Here is a 25,470-nt window from a genome sequence, read left to right on the forward strand (position 1 = left end):
ACCCCCGCTCCTACTCCTCGCCTGCCGCCACCGCGCGCCGCACCGCGCGCGCCAGCTGCCGCCCCGTCTGCGCCAGCCGCTGCGGCTCGCTGCCCGCCTCGCCCCGCACGTTCACCGTGATCGCGATGTTGCGCACACCTCCGCCCGCCGCCTCGATCCGCCCGCTCGCGGTCGGCACGAACAGTTCGGGCCCGCGCTCGCCGACGCGATAGGCGCGCCCCGCGCTCACCGGCCCGCCGGTCGCGCGGCCCGGCGCGCCGAACAGCGCCGCCGCGATCGAGGCGCCGAGCGACAGCAATCCCCCGCCACCCGATCCGCCCCCTACGGCACCAATACCGTTCGCAATCGCCGCGCGCGCAATATCGGCCATCACCGACAGCGCGAGCCGCTTCAGATCCTCGAACCCCAGCTTGCCGCTGACGATCGCGCGCGACAGCGCCCGCTCGATCGCACGCCCCGCCCGATCGGCTTCGACGACCAGCGGCCCGCCCAGCTCGGCGCGCAGCGCCGCGATGTCGCGCCGGAACGCCCCGGTATCGGCGCGCACCGCGACGACCATTTCGTTCACCTCATCCATCGGGAAATCTCTCCATCATCGCCGCCAGCGCCGCGCCGTCGAAACAGGGCTCCTCCGCGCGGTCGCCCCACCCCGCCAGCACCGCGCGGACATCGGCCGGCGTCGCCGCCCAGACCTCGCCCGGCCGCCACCCCGCGACGCGCGCCATCAGGCCCACAAGCGCCACCGCCGCCGACCCGATAAGCCCCTCCCCTTCAGGGGAGGGGTAGGGGGTGGGGGCCATCGGCCTTGCGCGAACTTTCGAGCCCCCACCCCAACCCCTCCCCTGAAGGGGAGGGGCTTGCTGGTCTGCGCCCACCACCTCACCGCCCCTGCAATATCTGCCCCAGCAGCACGCGCAGCGCCGGCGTCACCGCCGCCAACCCCTGCGCGACGACAGCTTCGCCAACCCCCTCGCGCGTCAGCGCCTCGGGCCGTTCCTTCACGCAATGCCAGAACAGGCTCGTCAGCTCGCCCAGTCCCAGCCGCCCGTCGGCCGCTCGCTCGACCAGGCCGAACAGCGGCCCCAGCTCGGCCTCCGCCGCGACCAGCGCCGCAAAGCTCGGCCGCAGCACCAGCCGCCGCCCGCCGACGCACAGCTCCGCCTCGCCGCGAAGCGCATTGGCCCCGCTCACAGGCTCACCACCGCGCCGCTCGATTCCAGGTTCAGCGTGTAATTGCGCTCGCCATTATAATCGCCGGCATAGTCGAGCCGCGTGACGAGGAAGCGCCCGCGCATCCGCTCGCCGCTTTCGAAGCTGAGCTCATAATCGTCGATCGTCCCCGACAGGGCATGGCCGCGCAGCCGCACCTCGGCGTCCGAGCCCGTAAAAATGCCCGCCGCGCTCACCGACACCGACCGGATGCCAGCCCCCGACAGCAGCTCGCGCCACCCGCCCGAATCCTTGGTCGTGACGTTCACCGCCTCGCCGTTCACCGACAGCTGGGTGGTGCGCAGGCCCGCGACCGTGCGATAGGTCGGCGGCGCTTCGCCGTCGCCGATCTTGAGCAGAAAATCGCTCCCATTTTCGATAGCCATCGTCTAACCTCCTCAAAATATAGTCATGCGGAATGGGGAGTCGCAGGATGCTGATCACGACATTGCTTCTGGCCGCCATGGTGCAGTCGTCGCCCGCGGCGACGGTCGCCACGACGCGCGTTGCCTTCACCAAATGCCTGCGCGACGACATGAAGAAGGCGCTCGAGGCCAAGGTCGAAGACGTTCAATATGAAATGCAGGTGAAATCGAACTGCGGGCCCGAGCGCGACGCCTTCCGCAAGGCGGTGATCGCGCTCGGCCGCGCGAGCGGCGATTCCGAAGCGGTCGCGACCGAGGACGCCGACCTGCAGGTCGAGGATTACCACGCCAATTTCACCGAAAAATTCAAGGACTATAAGTCGACCAACACGATGCCGGGCGAATAGCCAAAGGTCGCCAGCGCAAGCGATGCCGCCTCCCCCAAGCGCAGGGAAATGTCGGCATTGGGGTGGAAAGCTGCCGTTGCGATTCATCAAGCCCCTCCCCTTCAGGGGAGGGGCAACGAAGACTTGGCAGCTTGCTGCCTAGTCGCAGTGGGGTGGGGGCTATAGGCCTCGCGCAAGGCCGATAGCCCCCACCCCAACCCCTCCCCTGAAGGGGAGGGGCTTTCTTCTCTCGACGTCCGCTACCGCCCGAAACCCGCCGTTCCGCCTATCCCGCCAAACATCGGCATCGCACCACCGTCTCATGACGCCAGCCCCCATCGCGCCCAAAAGCGAACCGCGTCCGCATCACCCGCGCGCCCACGATCGTCCAGCCATCCGCCGCGCCGCGCAACGCCCCGGCAGCCGCCTCGATCCGCGCGACTGCACCGCGGTCGGCACTCTCGCCGATACCGTTCAGCACCAGCGCCACCTGCACCTCGCGTCCCACCCGGTCCTTGGTGCCCCAGTCGCGGCCCTCCGCCCCGCCGACCGAGACATAGGGCGCGCTCGCCCGCGGCGGCACGCCGTCGAAAACGCCATGCACCAGCGCCGCGAGCTCCGAATCATCCGCCAGCAACGCGAGCGCCTTTGCGCGCACCGCCTGTTCGGCGCCGCTCATCGCCCGCTTCCCAGCGTCAGCCGCCGCCAAGGTTGCCACAGCGCCGCGATCGCGGCGGGCGGCCCCGCTCCCGCGCCGTCGCGCGCATCGTGCAGATGCTGCGTCATCCGCACGATGCCCTGGCGGATCGCTTCGGGAATGCCGTTCGCGCCCTCGGCCATGCCGGCGCGATAGGCGATACGCGCCCGCGCGGCGTCTCCCGGATTAGGCACCGCCACGCAGGCACTGCTGTCGCGGGCGATCGTCACGCGATACGCCTCCGCGCCGAGCGGGCTTTCCGTTCCGTCCGCCGACAGCAGCGTCACGCCGTCGACCGCGACCACCGGCCGCGCCACGAGCAGGATGCGATCCGCCGGGAACGGCGCCTCCTCCTCGCCCGATCGCACGATCAGCCACTGGCCGATGAACGCTTCGCAGATATTGGTCGCCGCGCGGACCAGCCCCGCGATCACCGCATCGTCGACCGTCGCGCCCAGCCGCAGCCAGCCGCGCGCTTCGTTCAGGCTCACCGGGGCCTCGCCCGGCAGCAGGCTTTCCGCCATCATCGCTCCTCCACCCGCAGCGTCATCGACCGTTCGTCGATCTGCCCGTCGCTCATCGTCACACGATTGGTGACGCGATAGACGCGCCCCGCGATCCCGCCCGCCAGCGTGACGGTGACCTCCATCAGATCGTGCGCGCCGCCGATCACGGTCACACCGCCCGCCTCCACCGGCGCGACCGACCAGTCGCTCGCGACGACCGCCTGCCCGCCCGGATAGGCGGCCGCCCAGTCGAACTCGAAATCGATCCGCGTGCCCGGATCCTTCACCATCATCGTCATCGTCTCCCCCCTTTCCCTCAGGGCTTGCGCAAGGTGACGCGCCGCGCCGCCTCGCGCACCAGCGGCAGCGGCGTCTGCGGCGCCGCTGGCTCGGGGCCCGCCCATTCGCTTGCCAGATCGCGCCGCGCGGCATCGCCGATCGCGCGCGCCGCCAAGGCCGATCCGTCGATCATGCCGCCGCCTCCAGCGCCGCGAGGCGCGCGTCCTGCGCAGCGATCAGGAATAGCGCGAGCTGGTCGCTCCGAATCCCGAACCGATCGCCGGCGGCCCCGCCCTCGCCCGCCCCGTCCCATTGGTCGAAGCAGAGGAAGGCATATCGGCTGCTCGGCGCCACCCCTTCGGCAAGCGGGGCGATGAGCCCTTCGTCGGCCATGATCGCCCACACCGCCTGCGCGCGCACGCCGAAGTGCAGCCGCGCGCTGTCCGCGCCTTTCGCGGCGACCGCGCTGTTCCATTGATAGAAGCCCAACTCGCCGGCGATCCGCCGCGCCGCGCGCAGTTCGGCCTCGCCCGGCGCGCCGCGCCAGCTCTTTTCGCGTGCGTCCGATGTCTGGATCGTGCCGTTGGTCGCGTAAACATCGTCGAATCGGGACGAGGCGGCGCCAAGGTCGTAGGTGTCGTCGGCGGCGGGGCGCATGTCGGTTCCCGTCACCCGCATGATTTCGACCGTCGCGCTATAGGTCGATCCCCCGCCCGCGCAGAGCGACACGCCCTCGCGGCCCGCGACGGCAATCCCGCCGTTGCCGGTCGCCATGACGGCGGCCAGCTCACCAATATCCGAACCGCGCGAAAATGTGATCGCCGCCGCCAGATTCGTCAGCGTGTTATGCGCGGCGTCGACCACCCGGATGCGCCTGTTCGCGCTGGCTTCCGCCAAAAAGTTTCCGGAGACCGACACGCCGGACGTATTAACCCTGAACCGCTCGGCGCCCCCCGCCGCAATCCCCAGATTATTGCCGGTGATACGATAAATCCCGGTATCGAGGTCGTTTCCGAAGGTCAGCGCCGGGTTGGCCGCCGATCCATCGGGTGCGTGCAGCTGGCCGGCGCCCAGTTTCAGGCCGCCCGCATCGAGCCGTGCGACCTCGCTCGCCGCAATATCACAGGCGACCGCGCCATCGACGATGCGCAGCCCGTCGCGGCCGGTTCCGGCGTCCGCGACGTTGAACAACCCGATCGTATCGGCGCTCGCGAATATATGCAGCCGCTGGCCGCCCTCCTTGCCGATCGCGGCCATGTCGCCATCGACCGTCCGTTGCACGCCGAGTGCGCCGTCCAGCGCATAGCGGCCATCGGCTCCCCGAAACGCCAGCGACGACAGCGGGACATTGACCCAGCCGGCGCCGCGGCGAACCGTCATCATGTCCGCGGCGTCCGCTGCATCGGCGCTGCCATGCGTCGTCGACAACGGCTGCTTCGCGTCTAGCGCGCCCGAAAGGCCCGCCAGCTCGCTACCCAGCCCCGCGACCTCGCCCGCCAGCGCCGCGGCCGCGGTATCGCGCGCCGCGAACCAGTCGGCGCCGACGGTCAGCGCGATCGTCTTCAGCCCCGCCGCGAAATCGACCGTCGCGCCATCCGCGGACGAAGCCGCCACCACGTCGCGAAGCAGCCGCCCGCCGCCGTCGATCCGCCCGGTCCCGACCTCCCATTGGTCGGGATGGGCAATCCCCGCGACGGCATAGTGAAACGAAACGCCCGGCGGCACCGCGCCCGCAAAGCGGCGATGGCCGGGCACCGCGCCGGTCGGCGTCAGCGGCCCGGTCCCGCCCTCCTGCGCCAGTTCGCGCACCAGGTCGGCGAAAAAAGGGGTCGGCATGGCAGGGCCATCCTTTCAAAAGATCGTGGGTCTGGAAAAGATTGGCGCCCGGCCCGGTCCCGAAAGGGAAAGAGACGCGGAGCCGGGCGCCCATCGCGCGCCAGCCGCTTAGCTGGCGGCGAATTTCATCAGCTTGATGGCCTGCGAATCGATGATCGCCCCGCCGACCCTTTTGGTTGCATAGAAATGCACGAAGGGCTTGTTGCTGAACGGATCGCGCAGGATGCGCGTCTCGCCGCGGTCGGCGATCAGGTAACCGGCGCGGAAATTGCCGAAGGCGATCGACAGGCTGTCCGCCGCGACATCGGGCATGTCCTCGGCCTCGACCACCGGATAGCCGAGCAGGCTCGCCGCCTGCCCTTCGACCAGCCCCGGCTGCCAGATGAAGGCGCCGTCGCTCGTCTTGAACTTGCGGATGCGCGCCAGCGTGTCCGAATTCATCACCCAGCACGCGCCCTGGCGATAGGGCGCCTTCAGCGAATGGACGAGCTCGACCAGCTTGTCCTGCGGGTCCGACGCCGGGAAAGCGCCCGCCGTGCCCGTCGCCAGATGCTGGAGCGTCCCGAACGCGCGGGCGCTATCGTCCTCGTCGGTCGTCGCATAGGCCAGAAAGCCCTTCGGCCGGTTCGTCCCGTTACCGGTCACGAAGGCACTGCCCTCGGCGACCGCGAACTCGCGCCCGATCTCGTCGGCCAGCCAGTCCTCGACATTGAACATCGCATCGTCGAGCATCGCCTGGCTCGCCGCCGGATTGGCGTAGAGCTCGCCCGACGGCGGCGCGATCTCGGCAAAGCTGCGCGTCGCGGTCCCGGGGCGCGCATCGGTCTCGCCGACCCAGCCCGCGCCCATCGCCCCCGTCGCGACCAGCTTGCGATAGCCGCTCGTCCCCGTCTGCACGACGGTGGCGATCCCGCGGATCGGCGACAGCGCCTTCAGCGTCGCGGCGATGCTCCCGTCGATCTCGCGCGGCACCGCATAGCCGCCCTCGCCGCCCGACGCGCCCGACAGGCTCTTCATCTCCACGCCCGCATCGATCCCGCGCCGCAGATAGCGTTCGACAAAGGCGTCACGCGCCGGATCGGCCGCCTTCGCTCCGTCGAGCGGCAACCGCGACGCCGCCACGGCCTGCGCATCGACTTGGCGCTGCAAGGCCGCCACCGACGCCTTCAGCTCATCGACCGCTTCCGCCGCCAGCACCGCATCGAACGCCCCCTCGAGCGCGTCCGCCTTCACTTCCATATCGTCCATGCGTTTCACTCCTTCACCAATCCCGAAAAGAAAAACGTCGCCCCCGCGAAGGCGGGGGCCGCTGCCGTCCTCCCGCCACCCTTCAAGCGGCCCCCGCCTTCGCGGGGGCGACGGCCAGATTTTCCACCGCAATCACCCGCGCGGCCGGCTGCATCGGCGCCGCCACCAAGCTCACCTCCGCCAGGTCGAGCGACGTCAGCTCGCGCGGATTTTCTCCCCGCGCACCGCGCACCCGATAGCCAAAGCTCAGCCCCGTCAGCGCGCCGCGCGCGACCAGCGCCGCCGCGGTCGGATGCGTCACCCGCGCCACGACGCGCAGTCCCCGCGCATCCTCCGCCAGCGTCTCGATCGCCCCGATCACCGCGCCCGGCCGATGCTGCCACAGCAGCGGCACCGCGCGCCCTTCGCGCAAACTCGCCGCAAACGCCCCCGCGCGCACGACATCGCCGCCCCGGTCCACCCGGCCGAACACCGACGCATAGCCCGCGAACCGTATCTCCCCCTCCCGCAGGCGGGAGGGGGTCGGGGGGTGGGCGGCGGCACCGACCGCCCTCACTTCAGCAACCCCGGCAACCCCAGCTTCACCGCGAGCCCGACCACAACCAGCGCGAGCACGCAGCGCACGGCCCAATCGACCACCGCCGCCCACACGCTCTTCTTCGCATCGCGCCACGCGCCGAGCAGCTGCCGCAAATCGCCGATGTCGTCGCGCGCCGCCTCGTCGGCGAGCCCGAGCCGCGCCAGCGCCCGCCGCGCCCCGAGCTCGCTCGCCTCCTCGACCACCGCGCGCAGCAGCGCCGCATCGGGCGCAGCCGCACCCGTTCCCGCCAGCGCGATCAACCGCGCCAGCGCCTCTTCCTCATCCATTTCGCTATCCTCATGAAAACCCCTCCCCCTGGGATGGGGGAGGGTTGCGCAGCCTTGGCAGCTTGCTGCCTAGGCGAAGCTGGGTGGGGGCGGGCCGTCGCCTGCAGGCACTATTCCAGCCCCAGCAGCGCCTTCTTCTCGTCCGCCGTCAGCCAGTCCGCCGCCGACACCTCGCGCCACAGCGCCATCCGGTCCTCGGCGAGCGCCGGCACCCGGTCGAGATCGACGCGCAGTTCCGCACCCGCGAACCATCCGCTGAGCCCCTGCGCCACCGCCCCCAAAATCTTCGCGCACAGCGGCAGCACCGTCAGCCGCCACAGCGCGCGATTGGCCTCGCGATAATTGGCATAGGTCGCATCCCCCGGCAGCCCGAGCAGCATCGGCGGCACCCCGAACGCCATAGCGATCTCGCGCGCGCTGCTATCTTTCAGCGCCAGGAAATCCATCTCCGCCGGCGACAGCGACAAGGCCTGCCATTTGAGCCCGCCCTCGAGCAGCAACGGCCGCCCCGCATTCGCTCCCCCTGAGAAACTCTCGGCGAGTTCCTCGCGCAACCGGTCGACCTGCTCGGCCGACAGCGGCATCCCCTTGTCGCCCGGATCGTGGACCAGCGCCCCCGAAGGCCGCGCCGCATTCTCGAGCAGCGCGGCGTTCCATTTCGCGGCGGCATTATGCGCCGCGATCGCGCCGGACGCGGCGCCCAGGCAGCCCGCGCCATAATGATCGTCCAATGGATGCAGCGCCTTCACATGCACGACGGCGACGCGCCCCGCGCCGTCCTCGGCCGGCAGCACCGCCGCCGACCCGCCCGCCTTGTAACGATAGGCCACCGGCCACCCGCGGCTGTCGGCTTCGACGGTCACCCGCTCGGGCCGCAGCGCGAACAACTCCGCCGGCGCGCCCGCGCCGTCGGTCAGGATCTGCACATAGCCATTGCCGTGCAGCAGCAACTGCGACGCGAGCGTCTCGACCAGCCCTTGCCCGCCCGACCGCGCGGAAACGAGCGCCGCCAGCGCCGGATCGCTCGCCACCAACGGCGCCGACCCCGCCGCCTCGGCAACGAGCCGCACCGCCCGCTGGACGATCGCGTTACCCAGATACCCCTCGCGCACCTGCCCCTCGAACGACAGCGGCGCCGGCGCGCTCCAGTTCCCATACACACGCGACAAAGCGGGCCGCGCAGCACCCTGCGCGGCCTTGCGGCCAAACCAGTTCATGATGATCTCCTATCCGTCGCGCCGCGACGCCCTGCTTTCCCAATCTCATCATCCCGGACGGAATCCGGAGCTCATTCTCGCAGCCTCGAAAAAATGGTCCCCGATCAGATCTGGGATGAGAAACCTCCAAAACTGGCCGGTTGCGGACCTCTCCTAGTCAAGCCCCTCCGCTTCAGGGGAGGGGTTGGGGTGGGGGCCATCGGCCTTGCGCTAGGCCGATAGCCCCCACCCCACTGCGACTAGGCAGCAAGCTGCCAAGTCTGCGTTGCCCCTCCCCTGAAGGGGAGGGGCTTGATGGATCGCAACGCCCGCTCCCCACCCCAAAGCCGATCTCATCGGGCTCCGCAATCGCGGCTCGGAGAACAGCGGATCAAACCCGCCGCACCCCCGGCTCCCGCGCCCTCCGCTTCCCCTCCAGCAAGGCCGCCAGCGCCCAGACGCACGCATCCGCCCTATCCGGCGACCGCCCCGGCCCTGCATAACCCCCGCCGGTCTGGAGCCCGCAAAGCTGGTCTTCCAGCGCCGCAAACACCCCCGCATGCACCACCTCGCCGCGCTCATAGGCGATCGCGACCGGTTCCGCGCGGCGTCCCTTGCCGACGCTCGCATAGACCGGCACCACCGGCAGCGCGCAGTCGGCCTGGCGCAGCGTGCTCTCGACCATCTCGCCGCCCATATTGCTCTCGGCGACGATGCGGTCGGCGCCCCAGCGCGCCGCGGCCGCGGCGACCGCCTGCGCCCAGACATGCGGCGGCGGATTTTCGACGCTCGCATCCTCGACCACCGCCACCTTTTTGTCGCGCAGCAGCGCCGCGACCACGATCCCGCAGGCATCGCCCTTCGCCGTCGCCGGCGGGTCGACGCCGATCACGACGCGGAGCGGCTTGACCGCCGCATCGGCATCGACCCGGCACCGCTCGACGAGCGCGCGCGTCCACAGCGCGCCTTCGATATCCTCGAGCATCTCGCCGTCGAGTTCCTGCCGCCCGAGCCGCGTCCCGCCATAGATCCCGCGCATCGCCGCAAGCCACGGCCCGGACAGATTCAGGCGGTTCGCGGCGGTGCTCCCGCCCGTGATCGCAACGCCCGGCTCGCCCTTCAGCCGCCGCACCAGCGGCACGGCGCGCGGCGTCGTCGTCGCGACGACGCGCGGCGCATCGCCAATCCGCATCGTCAGCATCAGATTGTCCCACGCCGTCTCGCCCTGCGGCCATTTGGCGATCTCGTCGCACCAGGCCGCGCCATGTTCGGGGCCGCGCAGGCTCTCGGGCTCCGCCGCCGAATAGAGCGTCGCCACCGCCCCGTTCGCCCAGTTCAGCCGGCGAAGGCTGCTTTCATATTCGGGGCGATCATAGTCGGGCGCGATCGCGAGCAGGCCGCTCTCGCCCTCGACCATGATCTGCCGCCCTTCGTGCAACGACGCCGCGACCAGCGCGATCCGGGCGCCGGGATGGGTTTCGGCGTAGCCGCGTATCCATTCGGCGCCGGTCCGCGTCTTGCCGAACCCGCGTCCCGCGAGCAGCATCCAGACGCGCCAGTCGCCCCCGGGCGGGCATTGATCGTCGCGGCGCCACCACGCCCAGTCGGTCATCAGCTTCGCCGCCCGGTCGTCGGAAAGCCGGTGCGCCCACGCGGCGAATGCGGACGGCGGCGAATGACGCAGTTCGTCGAGGCTCTTCAAAGCCTGTCCTCTTCGGCGTCCTCGGTGGCCGCCCGTGCCCGTATCGCCTCGAGCTTCGCGATAAGCTTCGCCTTCGCGTCGCCCCTCGGCGCCGCCCCGCCCGCGGGCGCGCCGCCCCGCACCGCCGCCCGGTGCGCCGCCAACAGCGCCAGCCCGAGCCGGTATTTCTGCGCCCGCGACTTCAGCGTCGCGTCCTTGACATTGCCCGTCGGCGCGATCAGCGCCTCCGACAAAAGCTCGGCCTCCAGCCGCGCGAAGCCTTCGCACAGCGCCGCGTGCCACCGCGCTGCAAAGCCGGGGTTGCGCCGCCGCTCGCGGTACATGGCGTTCGCCGATATTCCCGCTTTGCGGGCCGAGGCGGCAACGTTCGAGGATTCGGCGAGCGCATCGAGAAAGACATCCATCTGCCGCCGGCCCGGGCGCGCATTGGCTGAGCCGTCCGCTACCTTGCCCGTTCGTCCCATCGCCCGTCTCCCGAAAAAGCTTCGGGCCGGACAGCCTCCCGAAAACGGAAGGCCGCCGGCCCGACTCACAATTCTTCATGATGTGACACTTGTGCCATATCAGCGTGACGATGTCAAGTTATTTTAACCTATATGGTTTTATCCGAGATGGAAAGCAACGATCTGATGCCGACTTTATGGCGGCTTTTGCGGAACCTAATCGACGGGCCGGCGTTTCAAGGCGGGGTCTCGCTCATTCAGGTCGGAGTAACTGCAATCGAACCGAGAATCCTCATCGCTTACGCCATCATCCTCTTCATGGTGGGCGCGGCAGTCTATTTCATCGCCCGGTTCAAGCGCGAGCGGGCGCGGCGGCGCGACATCATGCGCGGAAAATATCGCGAAAATTGACAGGCGCCGGGAGCGCGAGGCCGGCCGCAACAGCGGCGCGGTCGCGTTCGCCGCGATCAGAACCCGTAGCGCAACGTCACGCGCGCGTTGCGCGGTTCGCCATAGATGAAGCCGCCGAACCAGCTGTTGGTGTTGTAATAGCTCTTGTCGAAGACATTGTTGACATTGACCTGCACCGACAGCGCCTCGGTCAGGTCATAAGCGCCCATCAGGTTCACCAAGGCATAGGCCTTTTGCCCAACCGGTTCATCCTGTTCGGTCACGGGATTGGGCGCCGTCTGCGGCGGGCGGCTTTCCCAGCGTAGCGAGCCGCCGAGGCTGAAGCCGTTCAGCGCGCCGCCGAATCATATTTGGTCGCCATGCGAAACACGCGCCGCGGCTGGTGCGCCTGCACGTCGGCGCCGAACGGATCCTTTGCCTTGAAATGGCTCCACCCGACGCTGATGTCCCAGCCGCGAAGCGGCTCGCCCTGCATTTCGAGTTCATAGCCTTTCGACACCACTTGCGCGGTGCGCGAAGCTACGTCGGGCGTGCCGGGAATCAAATAGGGATCGCCCGTTTCGGGATCGAGGTCGGGAACGGCGAAATTGCTCTGCTCGACACGGAAAACCGCCGCCGACGCGCGCAGCCGGCCGTCCATCAGGTCGGCCTTCAGCCCCGCTTCGTAATTGTCGCCCTCGAGCGGATCGAGATAGCGGCCGGTGCGGTCGCGCGCGGTCTGCGGGTTGAAGATGCTCGTGTAGCTCGCATAGGCCGAGAGGAAGTCGGTGAAGTCGAGGATCAGCCCCGCATAGGGCGTAAACACCCCCTTGTGCTCGATCCGATAGGCTTCAGGCGTGAACGCCGCCTCCTCCTCGTCGCGCGTCCACGAACTCAGCCGCCCGCCCGCGATCAGCTTCAGCCGGTCGAGGATCTGGAAGCGCGTCACGCCATAGATCGCGGTCTGCTCGGTCGTGCCGAAACTGCTCATGCGATAGCGTTCGCCCCAGACGGGCTCGGGATAGCTGCCGTCCCAGGCGTGAAAGTCGCCGACCGGCGCGACGCTCGCGGGGTCGGGATCGCGATTGGTCCAGCCGCCCTTCTGGTGGCTGTACATCGCGCCGAACACCAGCTCGTGCCGGCGGCCGAAGAGCTGATAGTCGCCCTTGACCTGCAGGTTGGCGCTCCACTGCTTGGGCTTGGAAAGATACCAATAGGGCCAAATTTCCATGCCCGTCCCGGTCGCGCGGTCGGGGTTGCCCCACAGCCAGATCAGCTTCGAATCCTCGACCTGCTCGAAATAGGAGAGGTCGCCGCGCAATTGCCAGCTGCCGCCCAGATCCTGCTCGATCGACACGAACGCTGCCTTTTCGGTGGTGTCCCATTCGTTCCAGTCGGCGCCGGTGGTCTTCGACCGCGCCCAGTCGGGGCGCGAGCCGTCGGCATACCAATAGGGCAGCTGCGCCCACATCACCCCGTCGCGCTCGTCGCGCTGATAGCTCGCCCCCGCATTGATCCGCGTGCCGGGGCCCAGATCGGCGGCGATCGTGCCATAAAGGGTGAAGCCGTTGCTGCTTTCGATGTCGACGAAGGCATCCTGCGAATAGACCTCGGCGACGAGGCGCGCGCGCACCGATCCGTCGGCGGTCAGCGGCGCGCCGATGTCGATCGTCCCCGAAAAATGGTTCCACGAACCCGCTTCGAAATCCACTTCGCCGCCCGGCTCGCGCGCGTCGGCGCGCTTGCGGACCATGTTGATCGACGCCGACGGCTCGCCCGCCCCCTGCAGCAGGCCGGTCGCGCCGCGAATGACCTCGACCCGGTCATAGATCGCCGTGCTCGTTTCCTCGAGCCCGACATTGCCCGTCGCAAAGGGCAGGCCGTCGAGCTGAAAGGCGGTGATGTCGAAGCCGCGCGCCGACAGCAGGTTGCGCCCGCGATCGACCCGCTTCACCGAAAGCCCCGTCGTATATTCGAGCACGTCGGCGACCGTCGACGCCCCTTGGTCGTCGATCTGCTCGCGCGTGATGATCGTGATCGACTGCGGCGTCTCGCGCGGCGTCAGGTCGAGCCCCGTCGCGGCCGTATTGCGGTCGATGCCGCTGCCATAGACGACGATCGTGTCGTCGTTGCGGCTGGTCGCCTCGCCCTCTTCCTGCTCCGGTCCGGCTTCCTGCGCAAGCGCCGGAACCGAAAGGGCGCTGGCGGCGAGGAGCGCGAATTTGAAGACTGGACGAAACGAACGAAACATGAGGCCCCCCCGCTGTTCTGCAATGACGAGGGCGCCCCTAGACTAATTGCGACTGCGACGCAATAGAGACAAGACTCTTTGGAAATGCGGGCGACACGGAGCGGCGGTTTTCGGCAAATTCCCGTTCATGAACAGGCCGCGCCGCGCAACGCCACGCGGCCGGAGACCGCCGAGCGGATCGAAGCGCCCCTGCCCGCAGCCGCAGCGCGCAAGGGGCCGACCGCTTGCACCGGGATGAGCGTTCCAATGGATAAGCTCGACGATCTGGTCGCAAATCATCTGGAGGACAGGCTTCTCCAACCCGACCGGCTGGAAGTCATTTTGTCGGCGGTGCGGGACCGGCGGCAGGAACAGACAACGCGCAAGCGCGCTCATGTTGCCGATCCCAACAAGCGAGCCACCGAGACCGACCTGCGACTAAAGCTGCTCTTCGACGCTATCGAGAATGGGATTGCCGACGTCAGCGATCCTGTCCTCAAGGACCGCATCGCAACGCTCAAGGCAACGCGCGATCAGGCGAAGGCCGATGCGGAACGCGTGACGGCCTCACTCGGCGCGGCGGGTCAAGAGTCGGTCGCACCTGACATGCTCACGAAGTTCGCCGCCACCGCGCGCCAGAGGATACGAATCGAGGGTGGCGGCTATCACCGCGAGCATCTCCGCGCACTTGCGCAGCGCGTGGAGGTCTATGTCGGGGAGGTCCGGATTCTCGGCTCGAAAAGCAATCTGCTGCAAGCCTTGATCGCGGGGGCCACCGAAACAAAGCCGGGCGCAGTGCCCAGCTTTGTTCCGAAGTGGTGCACCCGACTGGATTCGAACCAGTGGCCCCCAGATTAGGAATCTGATGCTCTATCCTGCTGAGCTACGGGTGCGCCGCCGCTCGTGTAGCGGTGGAGCGCGCGGAGCGTCAATCGGATTGGATCAATTGGCCGCTTCGGGCGGCACGATCGGCACCAGCAGGGGCATCGCCGCGATCCCGTCGTCGCGGAGCGCCTCGGCCTCTTCGGGTGAGGCCTGGCCGTGGATCAGATCCTCGGCCGCGCGTCCCTCGTGCATCGCGCGGGCGGCATCGGCGAAATCGCGGCCGACCCAGCGCGACCGCGGCAGCATTTCGGCCTGTTTTGCCGCGATGCCGGCGAGCAGCTTGCGGACCAGTTCGGGGCCGGATTCGGGTTCGGTCGCGACCGAAACGGGCGCAGCCGCCGCCTGATTGGACTTCGCGCCGACGCGCGGCGCCATCACCGCCTTCTTCACCGCGCTGTCGCCGCAAACCGGGCAGCCGATCAGGCCGCGCGCCTGCTGGTCGGCGAAGCTGTCGCTGCTCGCGAACCAGGCCTCGAACCGGTGGTCGCCGGCGGTGCAGCAAAGGTCGAACACGATCATGGGGTCAGGCCGCTCCGATCAGCGCGTCGAGTTCGCCCTTCGCATCGAGCGCGGCGAGGTCGTCGCTGCCGCCGACATGCCTGCCGTCGATAAAGACTTGCGGCACGGTGCGGCGCCCGTTCGCGCGTGCGACCATCGCGTCGAACCCCGCGCGATCCATCGTCACGTCGATTTCGCGGAAATCGGCGCCCTTGCGGTCGAGCAGCATCTTCGCGCGCGTGCAATAGGGGCAGAAGGCCTTGGTATAGACTTCGATCTGGGCCATGCGGCTATCCTGTCATCCTTTCGCCCTGCATATCGGAATCCAACGAAGCAAAGTCAAATATGTTGCCCTTCGCGGCATCCGGCACGACGCGCGCCCAGGTCAACGCCGACACCCGCGCCGCCCCGCTCCGCCGCAGCGCCCGCGCCGCGGCGCGGAGCGTCGCCCCGCTCGCATGAACATCGTCGATCAGCACCAGATGCCTTCCCGCCGCGCGCGCCCTGGCATCGCTCGCCAGCGCGAAGGCGCCGGCGACGATCCGCTCGCGCTCCTTGCGCCCCTTGCCGCGCAGCGATGCTGTCGATTTGACACGGCGTAGCAGATGATGATCGCGCCGCACGCCCGTCAGCCGCGCAAGCTCGTTGGCGAGCAGCGCGGCCTGGTTGAACCCGCGCGACCAGAGCCGCCAGCGGTGGAGCGGCACCGGAACGAGCAGGATCGCATCGATGTCACCCAGCAGGGCGAGCCGGCGCGCCATCAACCGCGCCATCAGCCGCGCGTGGCCGGTCCGCCGCCCATATTTGAGCCGCAGCGCGACCGTGCGCGCGACCGGGCCATAGGCGAGCGCCGCGGGGGCGCCCTCGAACGGCGGCGGCTGGGCCAGGCATGCCCCGCAAGCGATCTCCCCGCCGGGCACGACCTCCGGGAGCGGGATCGAGCAATGCGCGCACGCCGGCTCGCCGAGGAAATCGAGCGACGACCAGCAGGCAAGGCAGAATTGGCTGTCATCGCCGACGATCGCGCCGCAGCCCGGACAACGCGGGGGCAGCGCATAATCCACGATCGCGCGCGACGCGACGCGCAGACCGGCGAGCCATGCCCCCGCTGGCGCGCCTGCTTTTTCGGCATCCCCCGTCGCCCCTGCCATCAGCGGGTTGTGCCGCATCGCCGGGGGCGGCACAAGCGGCGCATGTCGCAAGCCCCCCGCCCGCTTTTCTCGTCCGCACGCCACCGCGCCCAGCGCGACCGTATGGCGCGCCTGCCCGCATCGGCCAATTTCCTCGCGCCGATCATCGCCGAAACATTGCTCGACCGGCTGACGATGGTGACGCGCGAATTTCGCCGCACGCTGCTCGTCGGCGCACACGACGCGGCGCTGATCGACCATCTGCGCGCCACCGGCACCGGCCTCACGATTATCGAGGCGGCTCCGCGGCTCGCGGACCGCACCGCGGCGATCGCGGTCGAGGCCGATGCGGTCGACCTGCCCTTCGGCAGTTTCGACCTCATCCTCTGGCCGGGCGGGCTCGACAGCGTCAACGATGTGCCCGGCGCGCTCGTGCGGCTCCGCGCGCTGCTCGCGCCCGACGGCCTGCTGCTCGGCGCCTTCGTCGGCGACGGCAGCCTGCCGCGCCTCCGCCGCGCGGTGATGGCCGATGGCGTGCGGTCGATCGCGCGGCTGCACCCGCAGATCGACCTCGCCGCGATGGGCAATCTGCTCCAGCGCGTCGGCTTCGCGCTTCCCGTCGTCGATGTCGAGGCACTGACCGTGCGCTATGGCGACTTGCTGGCGCTCGTGCGCGACCTGCGCGCCGCCGGCCTGTCGAGCCGCCTCGCCCCCGCCTCCCCGCCGCTGACCCGCGACGAGGCGGCGCGGATCGCCGCGGCGTTCGCGGCAGAGGCCGATCCCGATGGCCGTATCGCCGAAAGCTTCCGCATCGTCCACTTCAGCGGATGGGCGCCGCATCCCGATCAGCCGCAGCCCGCGCGCCGCGGCAGCGGCACCGCCTCGCTCGCGGAGGCGCTGAAGCGGAACGATTAAAGCGCGGTCACTCTTGATTGAATCGTCATCCCGGCGAAGGCCGGGATCTCATCGTTTCGGTCTGACGCACCGGCGAGATCCCGGCCTTCGCCGGGATGACCACGGTGTTTCAGTTTAACCCGCTCACTCGCTAGACCAACGCCTCCAGCAGTCCGATCAGCGGCTTGTCGGCGGGCGGCATGGCGAGACCGTGCAGTTCGACCGGACGCACCCAGCGCAGCGCGCTCGCGTGCTGCGCCACCGGCGTCCCGCGCCATTTGCGGCACACGTAAAGCAGGAGCAGCAGATGTCGGTCGCCCAGCATGTCGCTCGCGAAGCAGGCGGGCGCGAGGCAGGCGTGGTCGACGTCGATCGCCAGTTCCTCGGCGAGCTCGCGGATCAGCGCCTGCTCGGGCGTTTCACCGGTTTCGAGCTTGCCGCCCGGAAACTCCCAGAGTCCCGCCATTGCCAGCCCTTCGGGGCGCTGCTGGACAAGCAACCGTCCGTCGCGGTCGATCAGCGCGGCGGCGACGACGACCAGCGATGTTTTTGGCGGTTTTCCAAGGATAAGCGCGGACAAATTGTTAACCTTCCTATGCGAATGTCGGCCCCCTCGGGAACTATATTTCAGGCAGGGGTGGAACAATGCGAAACTTTTACAGGCTGATGCGGTCGACCAGGGCCGCGACGGCCGTCGAATATGGGCTGATCCTGGCCCTCGTCTTTCTGGCGGCTGTCGTTGCGGTCGGCAATGTCGCGAACTCCACTAGCAATATGTGGGGTAAGGTTTCGAACGCCGCCGAAACCAACATGTAGCCGCGGGGCGGTCCCTTTCCGGGACGGCGTTCGCCCCCGTTCCGCCGGCCGATATTAAGCTTTTCAAAACCTATTCGCCCTAAGCCGCAGATGTTGACCCAGACCAGACCGTCAACAGGGTAAGTGAAATCAGGAGACCAGTCATGAAGTTCATCAAGAAGTTCGTTCGCGACACCAAAGCCGCCACCGCCATCGAATATGGCCTGATCGCGGCCCTCATCGCCGTCGCCGGTATCACCGCGATGGGTGCAGTCGGCGGTGCCGTCGGCAACACCTTCAACGAGGTTGCGACGGGCCTCAACGGCGAAACCGCATAAGGTTAGTTGTCCGGATTTGCTCGCCGCTATTGCGGCCTGCACCGACATCGGAAAGGGCGGTGGGTCATCCCACCGCCCTTTTTCGTGCTTTCGGACTTATCGGTTCGCGTAGACCACGACCTTGACCTTTTGCCCCGGCGTCAGCCGGCTCGATGCGGTCAGGCGGTTGAGCACCTGAAAGCGTTCGGTCTGATAATTGCTGTACGCCATCCGCCGCGCCAGGCTGGCGACGGTGTCACCGCGGCCAACGGTAACGACGTCGACCCGCCGCGGCCGGATCGCTGCCGCCTCGGCGGTGCTCAGCCGCCGGACGCTGCCCAACATCGAATTGAAGACTCCGCTGCCGCCTGCTTTCGTCAGCGTGACGAAGTGGAAGGCCTGCCCGCGCGAAAATTCATAGGCGAAGACGGTGACATCGACCTGACCCGACTGGCTGTTCACGCGCGTGGTCGAATAGGACGCCGGAATGCCGTTCACCGTCGTGCGCTGGATCGCGCTCGGGCTGATCGAAGCATTGCCGGCGACCGCCCGGAAAACCGCCGAGATATAGGCGTTCATGTCGCCATTATAGGGTCCGGTCGAAAATTGCGCCTGCCCGCCATTGCCGCTGATCGATACCGCGTCGGTGCCATTCTGCATCCCATAGCCGTTCGGCACGGTGAAGCGCAGTTTCAGATCGGGGTGCAGGAAATCGCGGCCTTCGACGACGCCCTGCGCCGGGTCGTCGCCGTACAGCACGCCGTCGACCGAGGCGAGGAAGGCATCCGCGTTGCGCATGCCGCCGCGCCCGCCGACGCGACTGGCGAGCGACTGCGCATTGCGCACGCGCGAGGCGGGGTCGGGGTGGGTGCTCGCCCATTCGGGCAGCGAGCGCGCGTCGCCGCCCGACAGGCGCGCGTCGAGGTTGGTCTGGTTGGCGAGGCTCGCGAGCATCGTCGACAGCGCGAGCGGGTCGTAACCCGCGCTGCTGAGATACTGAACGCCGAGCTGGTCGGCCTGCAATTCCTGGCTGCGCGAGAAGCCCAGCGTCGCGAGCTGCGCGACGCGCATCGAATTATTCTGGAGCAGCCCGCCGAGCCCGCCGAGCAGGCCGCCATTGTCACCGATCGCGCCGCCGAGCACCGCGCCGAGCACGCCGAGGATCGTGTTGCGTGTCGCCGCCGACTGGCGCTTCTTGCTGTGCTGCGCGGCGACATGGCCGACCTCGTGTCCTAGCACGCCGGCCAGCTCGGCCTCGTCGTTCATCAGCGCCATCAGCTGGCGCGTGACATAGACATAGCCGCCGGGGATCGCGAAGGCGTTGTTCACCGGCGAGTTGAGCAAAGTGACGGTGAAATCGCTGGGCGAGCGCGACAGGCCCGATTGCACCGCGATATTCTGCCCGACGCGGTTCACATAGGCCGCCTGCGGCCCCTTATATGCGCCGCCGAATTCCTGGAGCAATTGCGGGTGCGCCTCGTCGCCCTGCTTGCGCTCGGCGGGCGAAATATTCGTCTGGGTCTTGATCGCTTTCAGCTGCGCATCGGCGGGGCTGCTGCCCCCCGTCATCGCGCAGCCCGCCAGAATCAATGCCAGCGCCGTCATCGTCATCCGGGCCATCAACGCGCCTCCCTGTCTTACCGTCATTCAACAAACCCGCTCGTGCCGAGCTTGTCGAAGCACCGTCCTTTCTTCAGCCGAGGCAAAGAGAATGGACAGCCCTTCGACAAGCGCAGGGCGAACGGTGGATAAAAATAGCCATAGCTGGAAAGGAAACGCCAGCCTGCGCTTTTCGGTTCCGGCCGGTCAGGCCCGTCCCATCGCGAGAAATTTTTCCTCGCGCGCGGCGAGCAAAGTGTCGCGCGGCAATCCTGTCAGCGCGCCCAGTTCCTGCTCGATCGCATCGCCCAGCGACGCGATCGCGACGTCGGGCGCGCGGTGCGCGCCGCCGACGGGTTCGGGGACGATCCGGTCGATGACCTTGAGGCCGAGCAGGTCCTGTGCCGACATCTTCATCGCCGCGGCGGCGTCGGCCGCCTTGTCCGACGTGCGCCACAGGATCGAGGCGCAGCCCTCGGGCGAGATCACCGAATAGACGGCATGTTCGAACATCAGCACGCGGTTCGCCGCGGCAAGCGCGATCGCGCCGCCCGAACCGCCCTCGCCGACCACCGCCGCGACCATCGGCACGCCGAGCGCGAGGCATTGCTCGGTCGAGCGCGCGATCGCCTCGGCCTGCCCGCGCTCCTCGGCCTGGATGCCAGGAAAGGCGCCCGAGGTGTCGACCAGCGTCACCACCGGCAAGCCGAAGCGGTCGGCGAGCTGCATCAGGCGGATCGCCTTGCGATAGCCTTCGGGCTTCGCCATGCCGAAATTATGCTTCATGCGCGACGGGATGTCGTCGCCCTTTTCATGACCGATCACCATCACCCGGCGCCCGCGAAAGCGCGCGAGCCCGCCGAGGATCGCCTGGTCGTCGCCGAAATTACGATCGCCCGCCAGCGGCATCCAGTCGTCGAACAGGCCGGCGACATAATGTTTGAAATGCGGACGGTCGGGATGCCGCGCGACCTGCGTCTTCTGCCACGGCGTCAGCTTGGCATAGATTTCGCGCAGCAGTTTCGAGGACTTGTCCTCCAGCCGCGCAATGTCGTTGTCGATGTTGAGCGACGGATCGTCACCCATTTCGCGCAATTCGGCAATCTGCCGATCGAGCGCGGCGACCTGTTTTTCGAAGTCCAGAAAGGCTGTCATGCGGAGTCGCTAGGACGAAGGCCGAGCGAGGTCAACGTCTGCCAAAAGGAGAATCCGTCGGCCCCACGAAGGCGGGGGCCGTAATCGGCCTTGCGCTATTTCTCCAGCGGCCCCCGCCTTCGCGGGGCCGACGTTCTTCCTATGCGCCATCTCCATCGACGCCCATCCGCGCCAGCGGGTGCCGCCTGTTGACCAGCTCGACGAGGCGGCGACTATCGACATGCGTGTAAATCTCGGTCGTCGCGATGTCGGCATGGCCGAGCATCAGTTGCAGCGCACGCAGATCGGCGCCGCCCTCCAGAAGGTGCGTCGCAAAGGCATGGCGCAGCACATGCGGACTGATCGCGGCCGGATCGATCCCGGCGCGCGCGGCGAGTTCGCGCAGCATCTGGAACAGCCGCACGCGCGAGATATGCGCCTTGCCCGACGGGAAGAGCCAGGGCGATCCGTCGGCGAGCAGCGGCAGCCAGCGATCGAACGCCGCGCGCGCGCGTTCGGACAAGGGCACCAGCCGTTCCTTGTCGCCCTTGCCGCGGATGATCAGATATTCGCGCTCGCCCGCCACGGCGCGGCGCGGAAGCGATACGAGTTCGCTCGCGCGGAGCCCCGATCCATAGAGGAGTTCGAGCAATAGCAGCATCCGCACCGCGCTCGCGGGCGGCGCTTCCCCCGAAGCCTCCTCGCCCGCTCGCTCGAACAACCGCTCGACATCGGCGTGCGTCAGGATGCGCGGCAACGGCCGCCGCGTCGCGGGCCTCGCGATGTCGAGCGCCGGATTGTCCGCCCGCTCGCCCTCGTCCAGCAGGAAAGCGAAGAACTGCCGCAACGCCGACAATTTGCGCGCCGCGCTGCTTGCGGCAAGCGACCGGTAATCCGCCATCAATTTGCGCAAGGCCGCAGCATCGGCGTCGCCGAGCGGGCCTTTGACCCACTCTGCCGCCTGTTCGAGGTCGCGGCGATAGGCCGCCAGCGTGTTGCGTGACGCCCCGCGCTCGGCCGCCATCATTTCCAGAAAGCGGCCGATTAAAGCGGCGTCAGACATTGACGAAAGCGGCGCCAGCCCGCTCCCCCTCCCGGCCTCCCCAACGATAGTAGCCTATGGGAGGCCGGCCCCTCCGGCGAAAATGTCCCCCGGACATTTTCTCGCACGAAGGACGGGAGCGGGCTGGCGCCGCATCCTTCAAAAGAAACTCAGACACGCACCAGGGCTTCGGCGGCGATCATCCGCGCTTCGGACGGCAAGCCGACCTCGCGCAGCGCGCGGACGATATGATAGAGGTGATAGGGCGGCACTTTCGACCATTCGCCCTGCATCCCTGCGGCCGCCAGCAACGCCACCATGCCCGGCTCGCGCCGCTCGGCCGCCGCCATGATCGCGCGCGTCCAGCGCGTCTGCCTGCTCAGATCGACGTCGAGGTCGCGCGCCGCCGACGCCGCGTCATTCGCATCGAGCCGCCCGAGGCCGGCCAGCCCCGCGAGCAGGAATTTCGAGCGCAGCGTGCCGGCGCTGTCGTCATCGTCCGAAAACCGCTCGACCGCATCCGCGCTCATCCCGCTGAGCGCCCGCGGCGAACCGACCGCGAGCACGCCCCATGCCCGGCTGCCGACCGACACGGCCGGAACCCACGCGAGCGCATTCGCGTCATAACCACCCGCGAGCATCGACCCCAAAAGCTGCCACGGATCGCCGCCAGTTTCGGTGTTCGGCGAAAGCGCGGCGGCGGCGCGCGCGGTCGCGACCATCGCGGCATAGCTTTGCGCCGCGCTGCCGCCCGCGCCCCACAATTGCTCCATCGCGGCATAGCGCTCGGCGCCGGTGGCGAGCGAAAAGGCACCACGAAGCTGATCGGTCTGCGCCGCGAGCGCCTCGCCGGGCTCTTCCTCGCTCGCCGCCGCGCTCAGCAGCGACACATAGGCCTCGCTCGACAGCACGCCGCGCGCCGCCGCCTCGGGCGCCGCGGCGATGCGGTCCGCCATGTCGGTCATCGGCGCGAGGACCGCCCAGCCCTTCATATAATAGGGCGCCGAAGTCCGCAGCGCCTCGGGAACCTCGACCGCGGTTGCGGTCGCCATGCCGAAGCGCCAGCTCGTCAGCCGGTCGATATTGTCCCATTCGATCGTCGTCGAGCGCCGCCCCGCGCCGGTCGCGCCGAGCACGCGTTCGGCGAGCAATATGTCGAAGTTCGAAATCCTGCCGCTCGACCGCACGCGGCTGACGGCCCAGCCGGCCGGCCCGGCTTCGCCCGACAGGCCCGCGCAAATCGCGGCCGACAGGCGCCACGCCTGCTCGTCGCCATGCGCGAGTCCTGCGGGCACATAGGGGCACATGCCCGCCGGATCGGCGTTGGCGAGATAGACCTGCTGCGCCGCGGCGACGAGCCGCGGGCTCGCGCGGTCATAGTCGACCGACTGGACGATCCGGCGCGCGGTGATCGATTCGCCCATGCGCAGCAGCAGCGACGCACGCTCGGCCGCCAGGTCCGCACCGTTGATCGTCGACGGCGTGTCGATCGCCGAGGCGAGCGCGCGGCGGAGCAATATCTGGCCCCAGCGCGACGCGAGCCGGCCGCTCGTCTTGCGCATGATCGCCGCGGCATATTGGCCGCGAACCCCGAAGGCGTCGGGGGCGAGTCCCCCGGTCTCGGGGGTGAGCGGGCCGATGCGGGTGAGCAGGCGGCGCGCGCCGGGCGGCAGGTCATATTTCAGCCCGCCCGTCTGGGCCTCTTCGCCTTCCTCGCCATCCTCGCCTTCGTCGGCCGGCGCGTCGACATTGGTCGTGCCGAGCGTCGGCGCGACGGGCGGCGGAGCTGTGCCGTTGGCCGGCGCGGGGGTTGGCGTGGGGGTCGCGCTCGGCGTCGGCGACGGGCGCGGCGCGGGCGCCTCCGCCGGGTTGCCAAACCCTTCGGGCAACAGCGATTCCTGCGCGATCGCGGGCAGCACCAATATGGCGGCGAGCGCCGTGGCCGACAGGCCCAACGTCAGCGACAGCGTCTTTTCCTTCATCGCGTCGCGCCTTCGGCCATCTTGTCGGTCACATTCACCTCAATCATTCCGGCCCGCGCAATATCCCATGCCCGCCGTTCGTCCCATATCGCGCAAAACCATTGTTCCGCGCCGCACGGGCGGTATAGCCGCGCGCACCATGTCGCGAAACCCGAAAAGCCCCTTGCCAGCCATCGCCGCGTCGATCCGCGACCGGTCGATCGTGCTCGTCGGGCTGATGGGGTCGGGGAAATCAACGATCGGCCGCCGCCTCGCGCAGCGGCTGGGCATGCGCTTCGCCGACGCCGACGACGAGATCGAACGCGCCGCCGGCATGACGATTTCCGACATTTTCGCGCGCTTCGGCGAGGCGCATTTTCGCGATGGCGAGCGCCGCGTGATCGCGCGCCTGCTGGCCGGAAAGCCGATGGTGCTCGCGACCGGCGGCGGCGCCTTCATCAACGAGGAGACGCGCGCGCTGATCCTGCAGGACAGCCTCTGCATCTGGCTCGACGCCGACATCCCGACCCTCGTCGACCGCGTCGGGCGCCGCAGCCACCGCCCGCTTTTGAAGGACCGCGATCCGGGCGAGGTGCTGCGCGAACTGGCGGCAGTCCGCAACCCCATCTACGCCGAGGCGCATCTGCGCGTCAGTTCGGCAAGCACGCCGCACGACCATACGGTGCGCGCGATCCTGGAGGCCCTGTCAAAATGGGAAGATCCGCAATGGAAGAGCTGACCGTCGAGCTGGGCGCTCGCAGCTATCCGATCCTGATCGGCGACGGGCTGATCCGCGCAATCGGCACGCATGTCGCGCCGCTGCTGAAGCGCCCGCGGACGATGATCGTCACCGACGCCCATGTCGCCGACCATTATTTGACCCCGCTCGGCACGTCGCTGGCGATGGAGAATATCTCCTTTTCCTCCTTCGTCCTCGACCCCGGCGAAGGCACGAAAAGCTGGGCGGGGCTCGCGCGGCTCACCGAATGGCTGATCGGCGAAGGCGTCGAGCGCGGCGACCATGTCATTGCGCTGGGAGGAGGCGTGATCGGCGATCTCGTCGGCTTCGCGTGCAGCATCGTCAAGCGCGGCTGCCATTTCATCCAGGTCCCGACCACCTTGCTCGCGCAGGTCGACAGCAGCGTCGGCGGCAAGACCGCGATCAACGTGCCGGCCGGCAAGAATCTCATCGGCGCCTTCCACCAGCCCGCGATGGTCGTGATCGATCCCACGACGCTCGAAACGCTGCCGCGCCGCGAACTCGGCGCTGGCTATGCCGAGGTCGTCAAATATGGGCTGATCGACGATGCCGACTTTTTCGCCTGGTGCGAAGCGAACGGCGCAGCCTTGCTCGCGGGCGACAGCGCAGCCCGCCACAAGGCGATTGCGCACAGCGTCGCGGCCAAAGCCCGCATCGTCGCCGCCGACGAACGCGAGACGCAGGATATTCGCGCGCTGCTCAACCTCGGCCACAGCTTCGGCCACGCGCTCGAGGCGGAGACCGGCTATTCGGACCGGCTGCTCCACGGCGAGGCGGTCGCGGCGGGGATGGTGCTCGCGCATCAATTCTCGGCCGCGAACGGCCTTTGCTCCGCCGCCGATGCCGAGCGGGTGCGTGCGCATCTCGCCAGCGTCGATCTGCCGCACAGCCTCGCGAGCGCGGGCGTGAACACGCCCGGCGCCGAACTCGCCGCGCATATGGCGCATGACAAGAAAGTGCGCGGCGGCAAGCTGCCGCTGATCCTGACGCGCGGCATCGGGCAAAGCTTCGTCACCGACGAACATGGCCTCGACGCCGTCGCGGCCTTTCTGGACGGTGCGGGCAGAGTGGGCTGACGACCCAAAAATGGACGTCGCCCCC

Annotated in this window: 32 protein-coding genes and 1 tRNA gene; 7 read left to right on the forward strand and 26 right to left on the reverse strand. The window is 68.6% G+C overall.

Annotated features, from left to right (window positions below; all coding sequences use genetic code 11):
- Positions 1–10 precede the first annotated feature (10 nt).
- The 4 genes from QZL87_RS13725 to QZL87_RS13740 form a co-directional block, all read right to left on the reverse strand.
- Positions 11–577 carry a tail tape measure protein gene (locus QZL87_RS13725; protein ID WP_295320361.1) on the reverse strand — a complete coding sequence of 189 codons (567 nt, stop codon included), beginning with the start codon at positions 575–577 and terminating at the stop codon, positions 11–13.
- Complete coding sequence (locus QZL87_RS13730) at positions 570–800, reverse strand: phage tail assembly chaperone (RefSeq protein WP_295320363.1); 231 nt, start codon at positions 798–800, stop codon at positions 570–572. Before QZL87_RS13730 ends, QZL87_RS13725 begins: the two co-directional genes overlap by 8 nt.
- Positions 801–879: 79 nt before the next feature.
- The gene (locus QZL87_RS13735; RefSeq protein WP_295320365.1) at positions 880–1,191 is read right to left on the reverse strand and encodes a gene transfer agent family protein; all 312 of its coding nucleotides are present in this window, start codon (positions 1,189–1,191) and stop codon (positions 880–882) included.
- On the reverse strand, positions 1,188–1,595 hold the full coding sequence (locus tag QZL87_RS13740; protein ID WP_295320368.1) for a phage major tail protein, TP901-1 family: 408 nt from the start codon (positions 1,593–1,595) through the stop codon (positions 1,188–1,190). The genes QZL87_RS13735 and QZL87_RS13740 overlap by 4 nt, the downstream gene beginning before the upstream one ends.
- A gap of 47 nt (positions 1,596–1,642) precedes the next feature.
- On the opposite strand from QZL87_RS13740, the gene QZL87_RS13745 reads away from it, so the two are divergent.
- Entirely contained in the window at positions 1,643–1,981 is a 339-nt protein-coding gene (locus QZL87_RS13745; protein ID WP_295320370.1) for a hypothetical protein, read from the forward strand.
- 265 nt (positions 1,982–2,246) lie between these two features.
- Here the strand turns inward: QZL87_RS13745 and QZL87_RS13750 are convergent, their stop codons facing one another.
- From QZL87_RS13750 to QZL87_RS13800, 11 genes are all read right to left on the reverse strand, one after another.
- Positions 2,247–2,639: a DUF3168 domain-containing protein gene (locus QZL87_RS13750; protein WP_295320372.1), complete on the reverse strand. Its 393-nt coding sequence runs from the start codon at positions 2,637–2,639 to the stop codon at positions 2,247–2,249.
- Complete coding sequence (locus tag QZL87_RS13755; RefSeq protein WP_295320373.1) at positions 2,636–3,184, reverse strand: hypothetical protein; 549 nt, start codon at positions 3,182–3,184, stop codon at positions 2,636–2,638. The genes QZL87_RS13750 and QZL87_RS13755 overlap by 4 nt, the downstream gene beginning before the upstream one ends.
- A complete protein-coding gene (locus QZL87_RS13760) occupies positions 3,181–3,462 on the reverse strand; it encodes a hypothetical protein (RefSeq protein ID WP_295320374.1) in 282 nt (93 codons plus the stop codon). Before QZL87_RS13760 ends, QZL87_RS13755 begins: the two co-directional genes overlap by 4 nt.
- A gap of 17 nt (positions 3,463–3,479) precedes the next feature.
- Positions 3,480–3,635 carry a hypothetical protein gene (locus QZL87_RS13765; RefSeq protein ID WP_295320376.1) on the reverse strand — a complete coding sequence of 52 codons (156 nt, stop codon included), beginning with the start codon at positions 3,633–3,635 and terminating at the stop codon, positions 3,480–3,482.
- Entirely contained in the window at positions 3,632–5,278 is a 1,647-nt protein-coding gene (locus QZL87_RS13770; protein ID WP_295320378.1) for a tail fiber domain-containing protein, read from the reverse strand. The genes QZL87_RS13765 and QZL87_RS13770 overlap by 4 nt, the downstream gene beginning before the upstream one ends.
- A 108-nt stretch (positions 5,279–5,386) precedes the next feature.
- Positions 5,387–6,526, reverse strand: a complete 1,140-nt coding sequence (locus QZL87_RS13775) for a phage major capsid protein (RefSeq protein ID WP_295320381.1) — start codon at positions 6,524–6,526, stop codon at positions 5,387–5,389.
- Between the two features lie 82 nt (positions 6,527–6,608).
- A complete protein-coding gene (locus tag QZL87_RS13780; protein ID WP_362989358.1) occupies positions 6,609–7,037 on the reverse strand; it encodes an HK97 family phage prohead protease in 429 nt (142 codons plus the stop codon).
- 41 nt (positions 7,038–7,078) lie between these two features.
- A complete protein-coding gene (locus QZL87_RS13785; RefSeq protein WP_295320385.1) occupies positions 7,079–7,393 on the reverse strand; it encodes a DUF6127 family protein in 315 nt (104 codons plus the stop codon).
- A gap of 110 nt (positions 7,394–7,503) precedes the next feature.
- Positions 7,504–8,610 carry a phage portal protein gene (locus QZL87_RS13790; RefSeq protein WP_295320388.1) on the reverse strand — a complete coding sequence of 369 codons (1,107 nt, stop codon included), beginning with the start codon at positions 8,608–8,610 and terminating at the stop codon, positions 7,504–7,506.
- Positions 8,611–8,980: 370 nt separating this feature from the next.
- Positions 8,981–10,291 (reverse strand): terminase family protein, encoded by a 1,311-nt coding sequence (locus QZL87_RS13795; RefSeq protein ID WP_295320389.1) that lies wholly within the window; start codon positions 10,289–10,291, stop codon positions 8,981–8,983.
- Entirely contained in the window at positions 10,288–10,755 is a 468-nt protein-coding gene (locus tag QZL87_RS13800; protein WP_295320392.1) for a hypothetical protein, read from the reverse strand. Before QZL87_RS13800 ends, QZL87_RS13795 begins: the two co-directional genes overlap by 4 nt.
- 147 nt (positions 10,756–10,902) lie before the next feature.
- Between QZL87_RS13800 and QZL87_RS13805 the strand changes: the two genes are divergently transcribed.
- On the forward strand, positions 10,903–11,145 hold the full coding sequence (locus tag QZL87_RS13805; protein WP_295320393.1) for a hypothetical protein: 243 nt from the start codon (positions 10,903–10,905) through the stop codon (positions 11,143–11,145).
- 56 nt (positions 11,146–11,201) lie between these two features.
- On the opposite strand, the gene QZL87_RS13810 is transcribed toward QZL87_RS13805, so the two are convergent.
- The 6 genes from QZL87_RS13810 to QZL87_RS13835 form a co-directional block, all read right to left on the reverse strand.
- A complete protein-coding gene (locus QZL87_RS13810; RefSeq protein WP_362987496.1) occupies positions 11,202–11,408 on the reverse strand; it encodes a hypothetical protein in 207 nt (68 codons plus the stop codon).
- A gap of 65 nt (positions 11,409–11,473) precedes the next feature.
- A complete protein-coding gene (locus QZL87_RS13815) occupies positions 11,474–13,375 on the reverse strand; it encodes a TonB-dependent siderophore receptor (protein ID WP_295320394.1) in 1,902 nt (633 codons plus the stop codon).
- Positions 13,376–14,170: 795 nt separating this feature from the next.
- Positions 14,171–14,247, reverse strand: a tRNA-Arg gene (locus tag QZL87_RS13820).
- A gap of 49 nt (positions 14,248–14,296) precedes the next feature.
- Positions 14,297–14,758, reverse strand: a complete 462-nt coding sequence (locus QZL87_RS13825; RefSeq protein ID WP_295320396.1) for a DUF1178 family protein — start codon at positions 14,756–14,758, stop codon at positions 14,297–14,299.
- A gap of 4 nt (positions 14,759–14,762) precedes the next feature.
- The gene (gene grxC, locus QZL87_RS13830) at positions 14,763–15,023 is read right to left on the reverse strand and encodes a glutaredoxin 3 (protein WP_295320399.1); all 261 of its coding nucleotides are present in this window, start codon (positions 15,021–15,023) and stop codon (positions 14,763–14,765) included.
- 4 nt (positions 15,024–15,027) lie between these two features.
- Positions 15,028–15,906 (reverse strand): ComF family protein, encoded by an 879-nt coding sequence (locus QZL87_RS13835; RefSeq protein ID WP_295320401.1) that lies wholly within the window; start codon positions 15,904–15,906, stop codon positions 15,028–15,030.
- A 24-nt stretch (positions 15,907–15,930) separates the two neighbouring features.
- Between QZL87_RS13835 and QZL87_RS13840 the strand changes: the two genes are divergently transcribed.
- Positions 15,931–16,782 carry a methyltransferase domain-containing protein gene (locus QZL87_RS13840; RefSeq protein ID WP_295320403.1) on the forward strand — a complete coding sequence of 284 codons (852 nt, stop codon included), beginning with the start codon at positions 15,931–15,933 and terminating at the stop codon, positions 16,780–16,782.
- A 130-nt stretch (positions 16,783–16,912) separates the two neighbouring features.
- Here QZL87_RS13840 and QZL87_RS13845 read toward each other — a convergent pair whose 3' ends face one another.
- Positions 16,913–17,341: a (deoxy)nucleoside triphosphate pyrophosphohydrolase gene (locus QZL87_RS13845; protein ID WP_295320405.1), complete on the reverse strand. Its 429-nt coding sequence runs from the start codon at positions 17,339–17,341 to the stop codon at positions 16,913–16,915.
- Positions 17,342–17,427: 86 nt separating this feature from the next.
- Here QZL87_RS13845 and QZL87_RS13850 point away from each other — a divergent pair, with 86 nt between their 5' ends.
- Positions 17,428–17,577, forward strand: a complete 150-nt coding sequence (locus QZL87_RS13850; RefSeq protein ID WP_295320407.1) for a Flp family type IVb pilin — start codon at positions 17,428–17,430, stop codon at positions 17,575–17,577.
- A gap of 143 nt (positions 17,578–17,720) precedes the next feature.
- Positions 17,721–17,894 (forward strand): Flp family type IVb pilin, encoded by a 174-nt coding sequence (locus QZL87_RS13855; RefSeq protein WP_295320409.1) that lies wholly within the window; start codon positions 17,721–17,723, stop codon positions 17,892–17,894.
- Positions 17,895–17,990: 96 nt separating this feature from the next.
- On the opposite strand, the gene QZL87_RS13860 is transcribed toward QZL87_RS13855, so the two are convergent.
- The 4 genes from QZL87_RS13860 to QZL87_RS13875 all read right to left on the reverse strand — a co-directional run bounded on the left by QZL87_RS13860 (position 17,991) and on the right by QZL87_RS13875 (position 23,630).
- On the reverse strand, positions 17,991–19,442 hold the full coding sequence (locus tag QZL87_RS13860) for a M48 family metalloprotease (RefSeq protein ID WP_295326897.1): 1,452 nt from the start codon (positions 19,440–19,442) through the stop codon (positions 17,991–17,993).
- 237 nt (positions 19,443–19,679) lie between these two features.
- Positions 19,680–20,627 (reverse strand): acetyl-CoA carboxylase carboxyltransferase subunit alpha, encoded by a 948-nt coding sequence (locus QZL87_RS13865; protein WP_295320411.1) that lies wholly within the window; start codon positions 20,625–20,627, stop codon positions 19,680–19,682.
- 139 nt (positions 20,628–20,766) lie between these two features.
- On the reverse strand, positions 20,767–21,669 hold the full coding sequence (locus QZL87_RS13870; protein ID WP_295320413.1) for a tyrosine recombinase: 903 nt from the start codon (positions 21,667–21,669) through the stop codon (positions 20,767–20,769).
- A 149-nt stretch (positions 21,670–21,818) separates the two neighbouring features.
- Positions 21,819–23,630, reverse strand: a complete 1,812-nt coding sequence (locus QZL87_RS13875; RefSeq protein WP_295320415.1) for a hypothetical protein — start codon at positions 23,628–23,630, stop codon at positions 21,819–21,821.
- 139 nt (positions 23,631–23,769) lie between these two features.
- Here QZL87_RS13875 and QZL87_RS13880 point away from each other — a divergent pair, with 139 nt between their 5' ends.
- Positions 23,770–24,348: a shikimate kinase gene (locus QZL87_RS13880; RefSeq protein ID WP_295320417.1), complete on the forward strand. Its 579-nt coding sequence runs from the start codon at positions 23,770–23,772 to the stop codon at positions 24,346–24,348.
- A complete protein-coding gene (gene aroB / locus QZL87_RS13885; protein WP_295320420.1) occupies positions 24,336–25,445 on the forward strand; it encodes a 3-dehydroquinate synthase in 1,110 nt (369 codons plus the stop codon). The genes QZL87_RS13880 and aroB overlap by 13 nt, the downstream gene beginning before the upstream one ends.
- Positions 25,446–25,470: the final 25 nt, after the last annotated feature.

This window comes from uncultured Sphingopyxis sp. (genome assembly GCF_900078365.1).
Lineage (GTDB): Bacteria > Pseudomonadota > Alphaproteobacteria > Sphingomonadales > Sphingomonadaceae > Sphingopyxis.

Bases quoted from the DNA above. Each gene is read 5' to 3' on its own strand.
- QZL87_RS13725 (WP_295320361.1), bottom strand. From the start codon at position 577: ATGGATGAGGTGAACGAAATGGTCGTCGCGGTGCGCGCCGATACCGGG.
- QZL87_RS13730 (WP_295320363.1), bottom strand. From the start codon at position 800: ATGGCCCCCACCCCCTACCCCTCCCCTGAAGGGGAGGGGCTTATCGGG.
- QZL87_RS13740 (WP_295320368.1), bottom strand. From the start codon at position 1,595: ATGGCTATCGAAAATGGGAGCGATTTTCTGCTCAAGATCGGCGACGGC.
- QZL87_RS13745 (WP_295320370.1), top strand. From the start codon at position 1,643: ATGCTGATCACGACATTGCTTCTGGCCGCCATGGTGCAGTCGTCGCCC.
- QZL87_RS13750 (WP_295320372.1), bottom strand. From the start codon at position 2,639: ATGAGCGGCGCCGAACAGGCGGTGCGCGCAAAGGCGCTCGCGTTGCTG.
- QZL87_RS13755 (WP_295320373.1), bottom strand. From the start codon at position 3,184: ATGATGGCGGAAAGCCTGCTGCCGGGCGAGGCCCCGGTGAGCCTGAAC.
- QZL87_RS13760 (WP_295320374.1), bottom strand. From the start codon at position 3,462: ATGACGATGATGGTGAAGGATCCGGGCACGCGGATCGATTTCGAGTTC.
- QZL87_RS13765 (WP_295320376.1), bottom strand. From the start codon at position 3,635: ATGATCGACGGATCGGCCTTGGCGGCGCGCGCGATCGGCGATGCCGCG.
- QZL87_RS13770 (WP_295320378.1), bottom strand. From the start codon at position 5,278: ATGCCGACCCCTTTTTTCGCCGACCTGGTGCGCGAACTGGCGCAGGAG.
- QZL87_RS13775 (WP_295320381.1), bottom strand. From the start codon at position 6,526: ATGGACGATATGGAAGTGAAGGCGGACGCGCTCGAGGGGGCGTTCGAT.
- QZL87_RS13785 (WP_295320385.1), bottom strand. From the start codon at position 7,393: ATGGATGAGGAAGAGGCGCTGGCGCGGTTGATCGCGCTGGCGGGAACG.
- QZL87_RS13790 (WP_295320388.1), bottom strand. From the start codon at position 8,610: ATGAACTGGTTTGGCCGCAAGGCCGCGCAGGGTGCTGCGCGGCCCGCT.
- QZL87_RS13800 (WP_295320392.1), bottom strand. From the start codon at position 10,755: ATGGGACGAACGGGCAAGGTAGCGGACGGCTCAGCCAATGCGCGCCCG.
- QZL87_RS13805 (WP_295320393.1), top strand. From the start codon at position 10,903: ATGGAAAGCAACGATCTGATGCCGACTTTATGGCGGCTTTTGCGGAAC.
- QZL87_RS13815 (WP_295320394.1), bottom strand. From the start codon at position 13,375: ATGTTTCGTTCGTTTCGTCCAGTCTTCAAATTCGCGCTCCTCGCCGCC.
- QZL87_RS13825 (WP_295320396.1), bottom strand. From the start codon at position 14,758: ATGATCGTGTTCGACCTTTGCTGCACCGCCGGCGACCACCGGTTCGAG.
- grxC (WP_295320399.1), bottom strand. From the start codon at position 15,023: ATGGCCCAGATCGAAGTCTATACCAAGGCCTTCTGCCCCTATTGCACG.
- QZL87_RS13835 (WP_295320401.1), bottom strand. From the start codon at position 15,906: ATGCGGCACAACCCGCTGATGGCAGGGGCGACGGGGGATGCCGAAAAA.
- QZL87_RS13840 (WP_295320403.1), top strand. From the start codon at position 15,931: ATGTCGCAAGCCCCCCGCCCGCTTTTCTCGTCCGCACGCCACCGCGCC.
- QZL87_RS13850 (WP_295320407.1), top strand. From the start codon at position 17,428: ATGCGGTCGACCAGGGCCGCGACGGCCGTCGAATATGGGCTGATCCTG.
- QZL87_RS13855 (WP_295320409.1), top strand. From the start codon at position 17,721: ATGAAGTTCATCAAGAAGTTCGTTCGCGACACCAAAGCCGCCACCGCC.
- QZL87_RS13860 (WP_295326897.1), bottom strand. From the start codon at position 19,442: ATGACGGGGGGCAGCAGCCCCGCCGATGCGCAGCTGAAAGCGATCAAG.
- QZL87_RS13865 (WP_295320411.1), bottom strand. From the start codon at position 20,627: ATGACAGCCTTTCTGGACTTCGAAAAACAGGTCGCCGCGCTCGATCGG.
- QZL87_RS13870 (WP_295320413.1), bottom strand. From the start codon at position 21,669: ATGTCTGACGCCGCTTTAATCGGCCGCTTTCTGGAAATGATGGCGGCC.
- QZL87_RS13875 (WP_295320415.1), bottom strand. From the start codon at position 23,630: ATGAAGGAAAAGACGCTGTCGCTGACGTTGGGCCTGTCGGCCACGGCG.
- QZL87_RS13880 (WP_295320417.1), top strand. From the start codon at position 23,770: ATGTCGCGAAACCCGAAAAGCCCCTTGCCAGCCATCGCCGCGTCGATC.
- aroB (WP_295320420.1), top strand. From the start codon at position 24,336: ATGGAAGAGCTGACCGTCGAGCTGGGCGCTCGCAGCTATCCGATCCTG.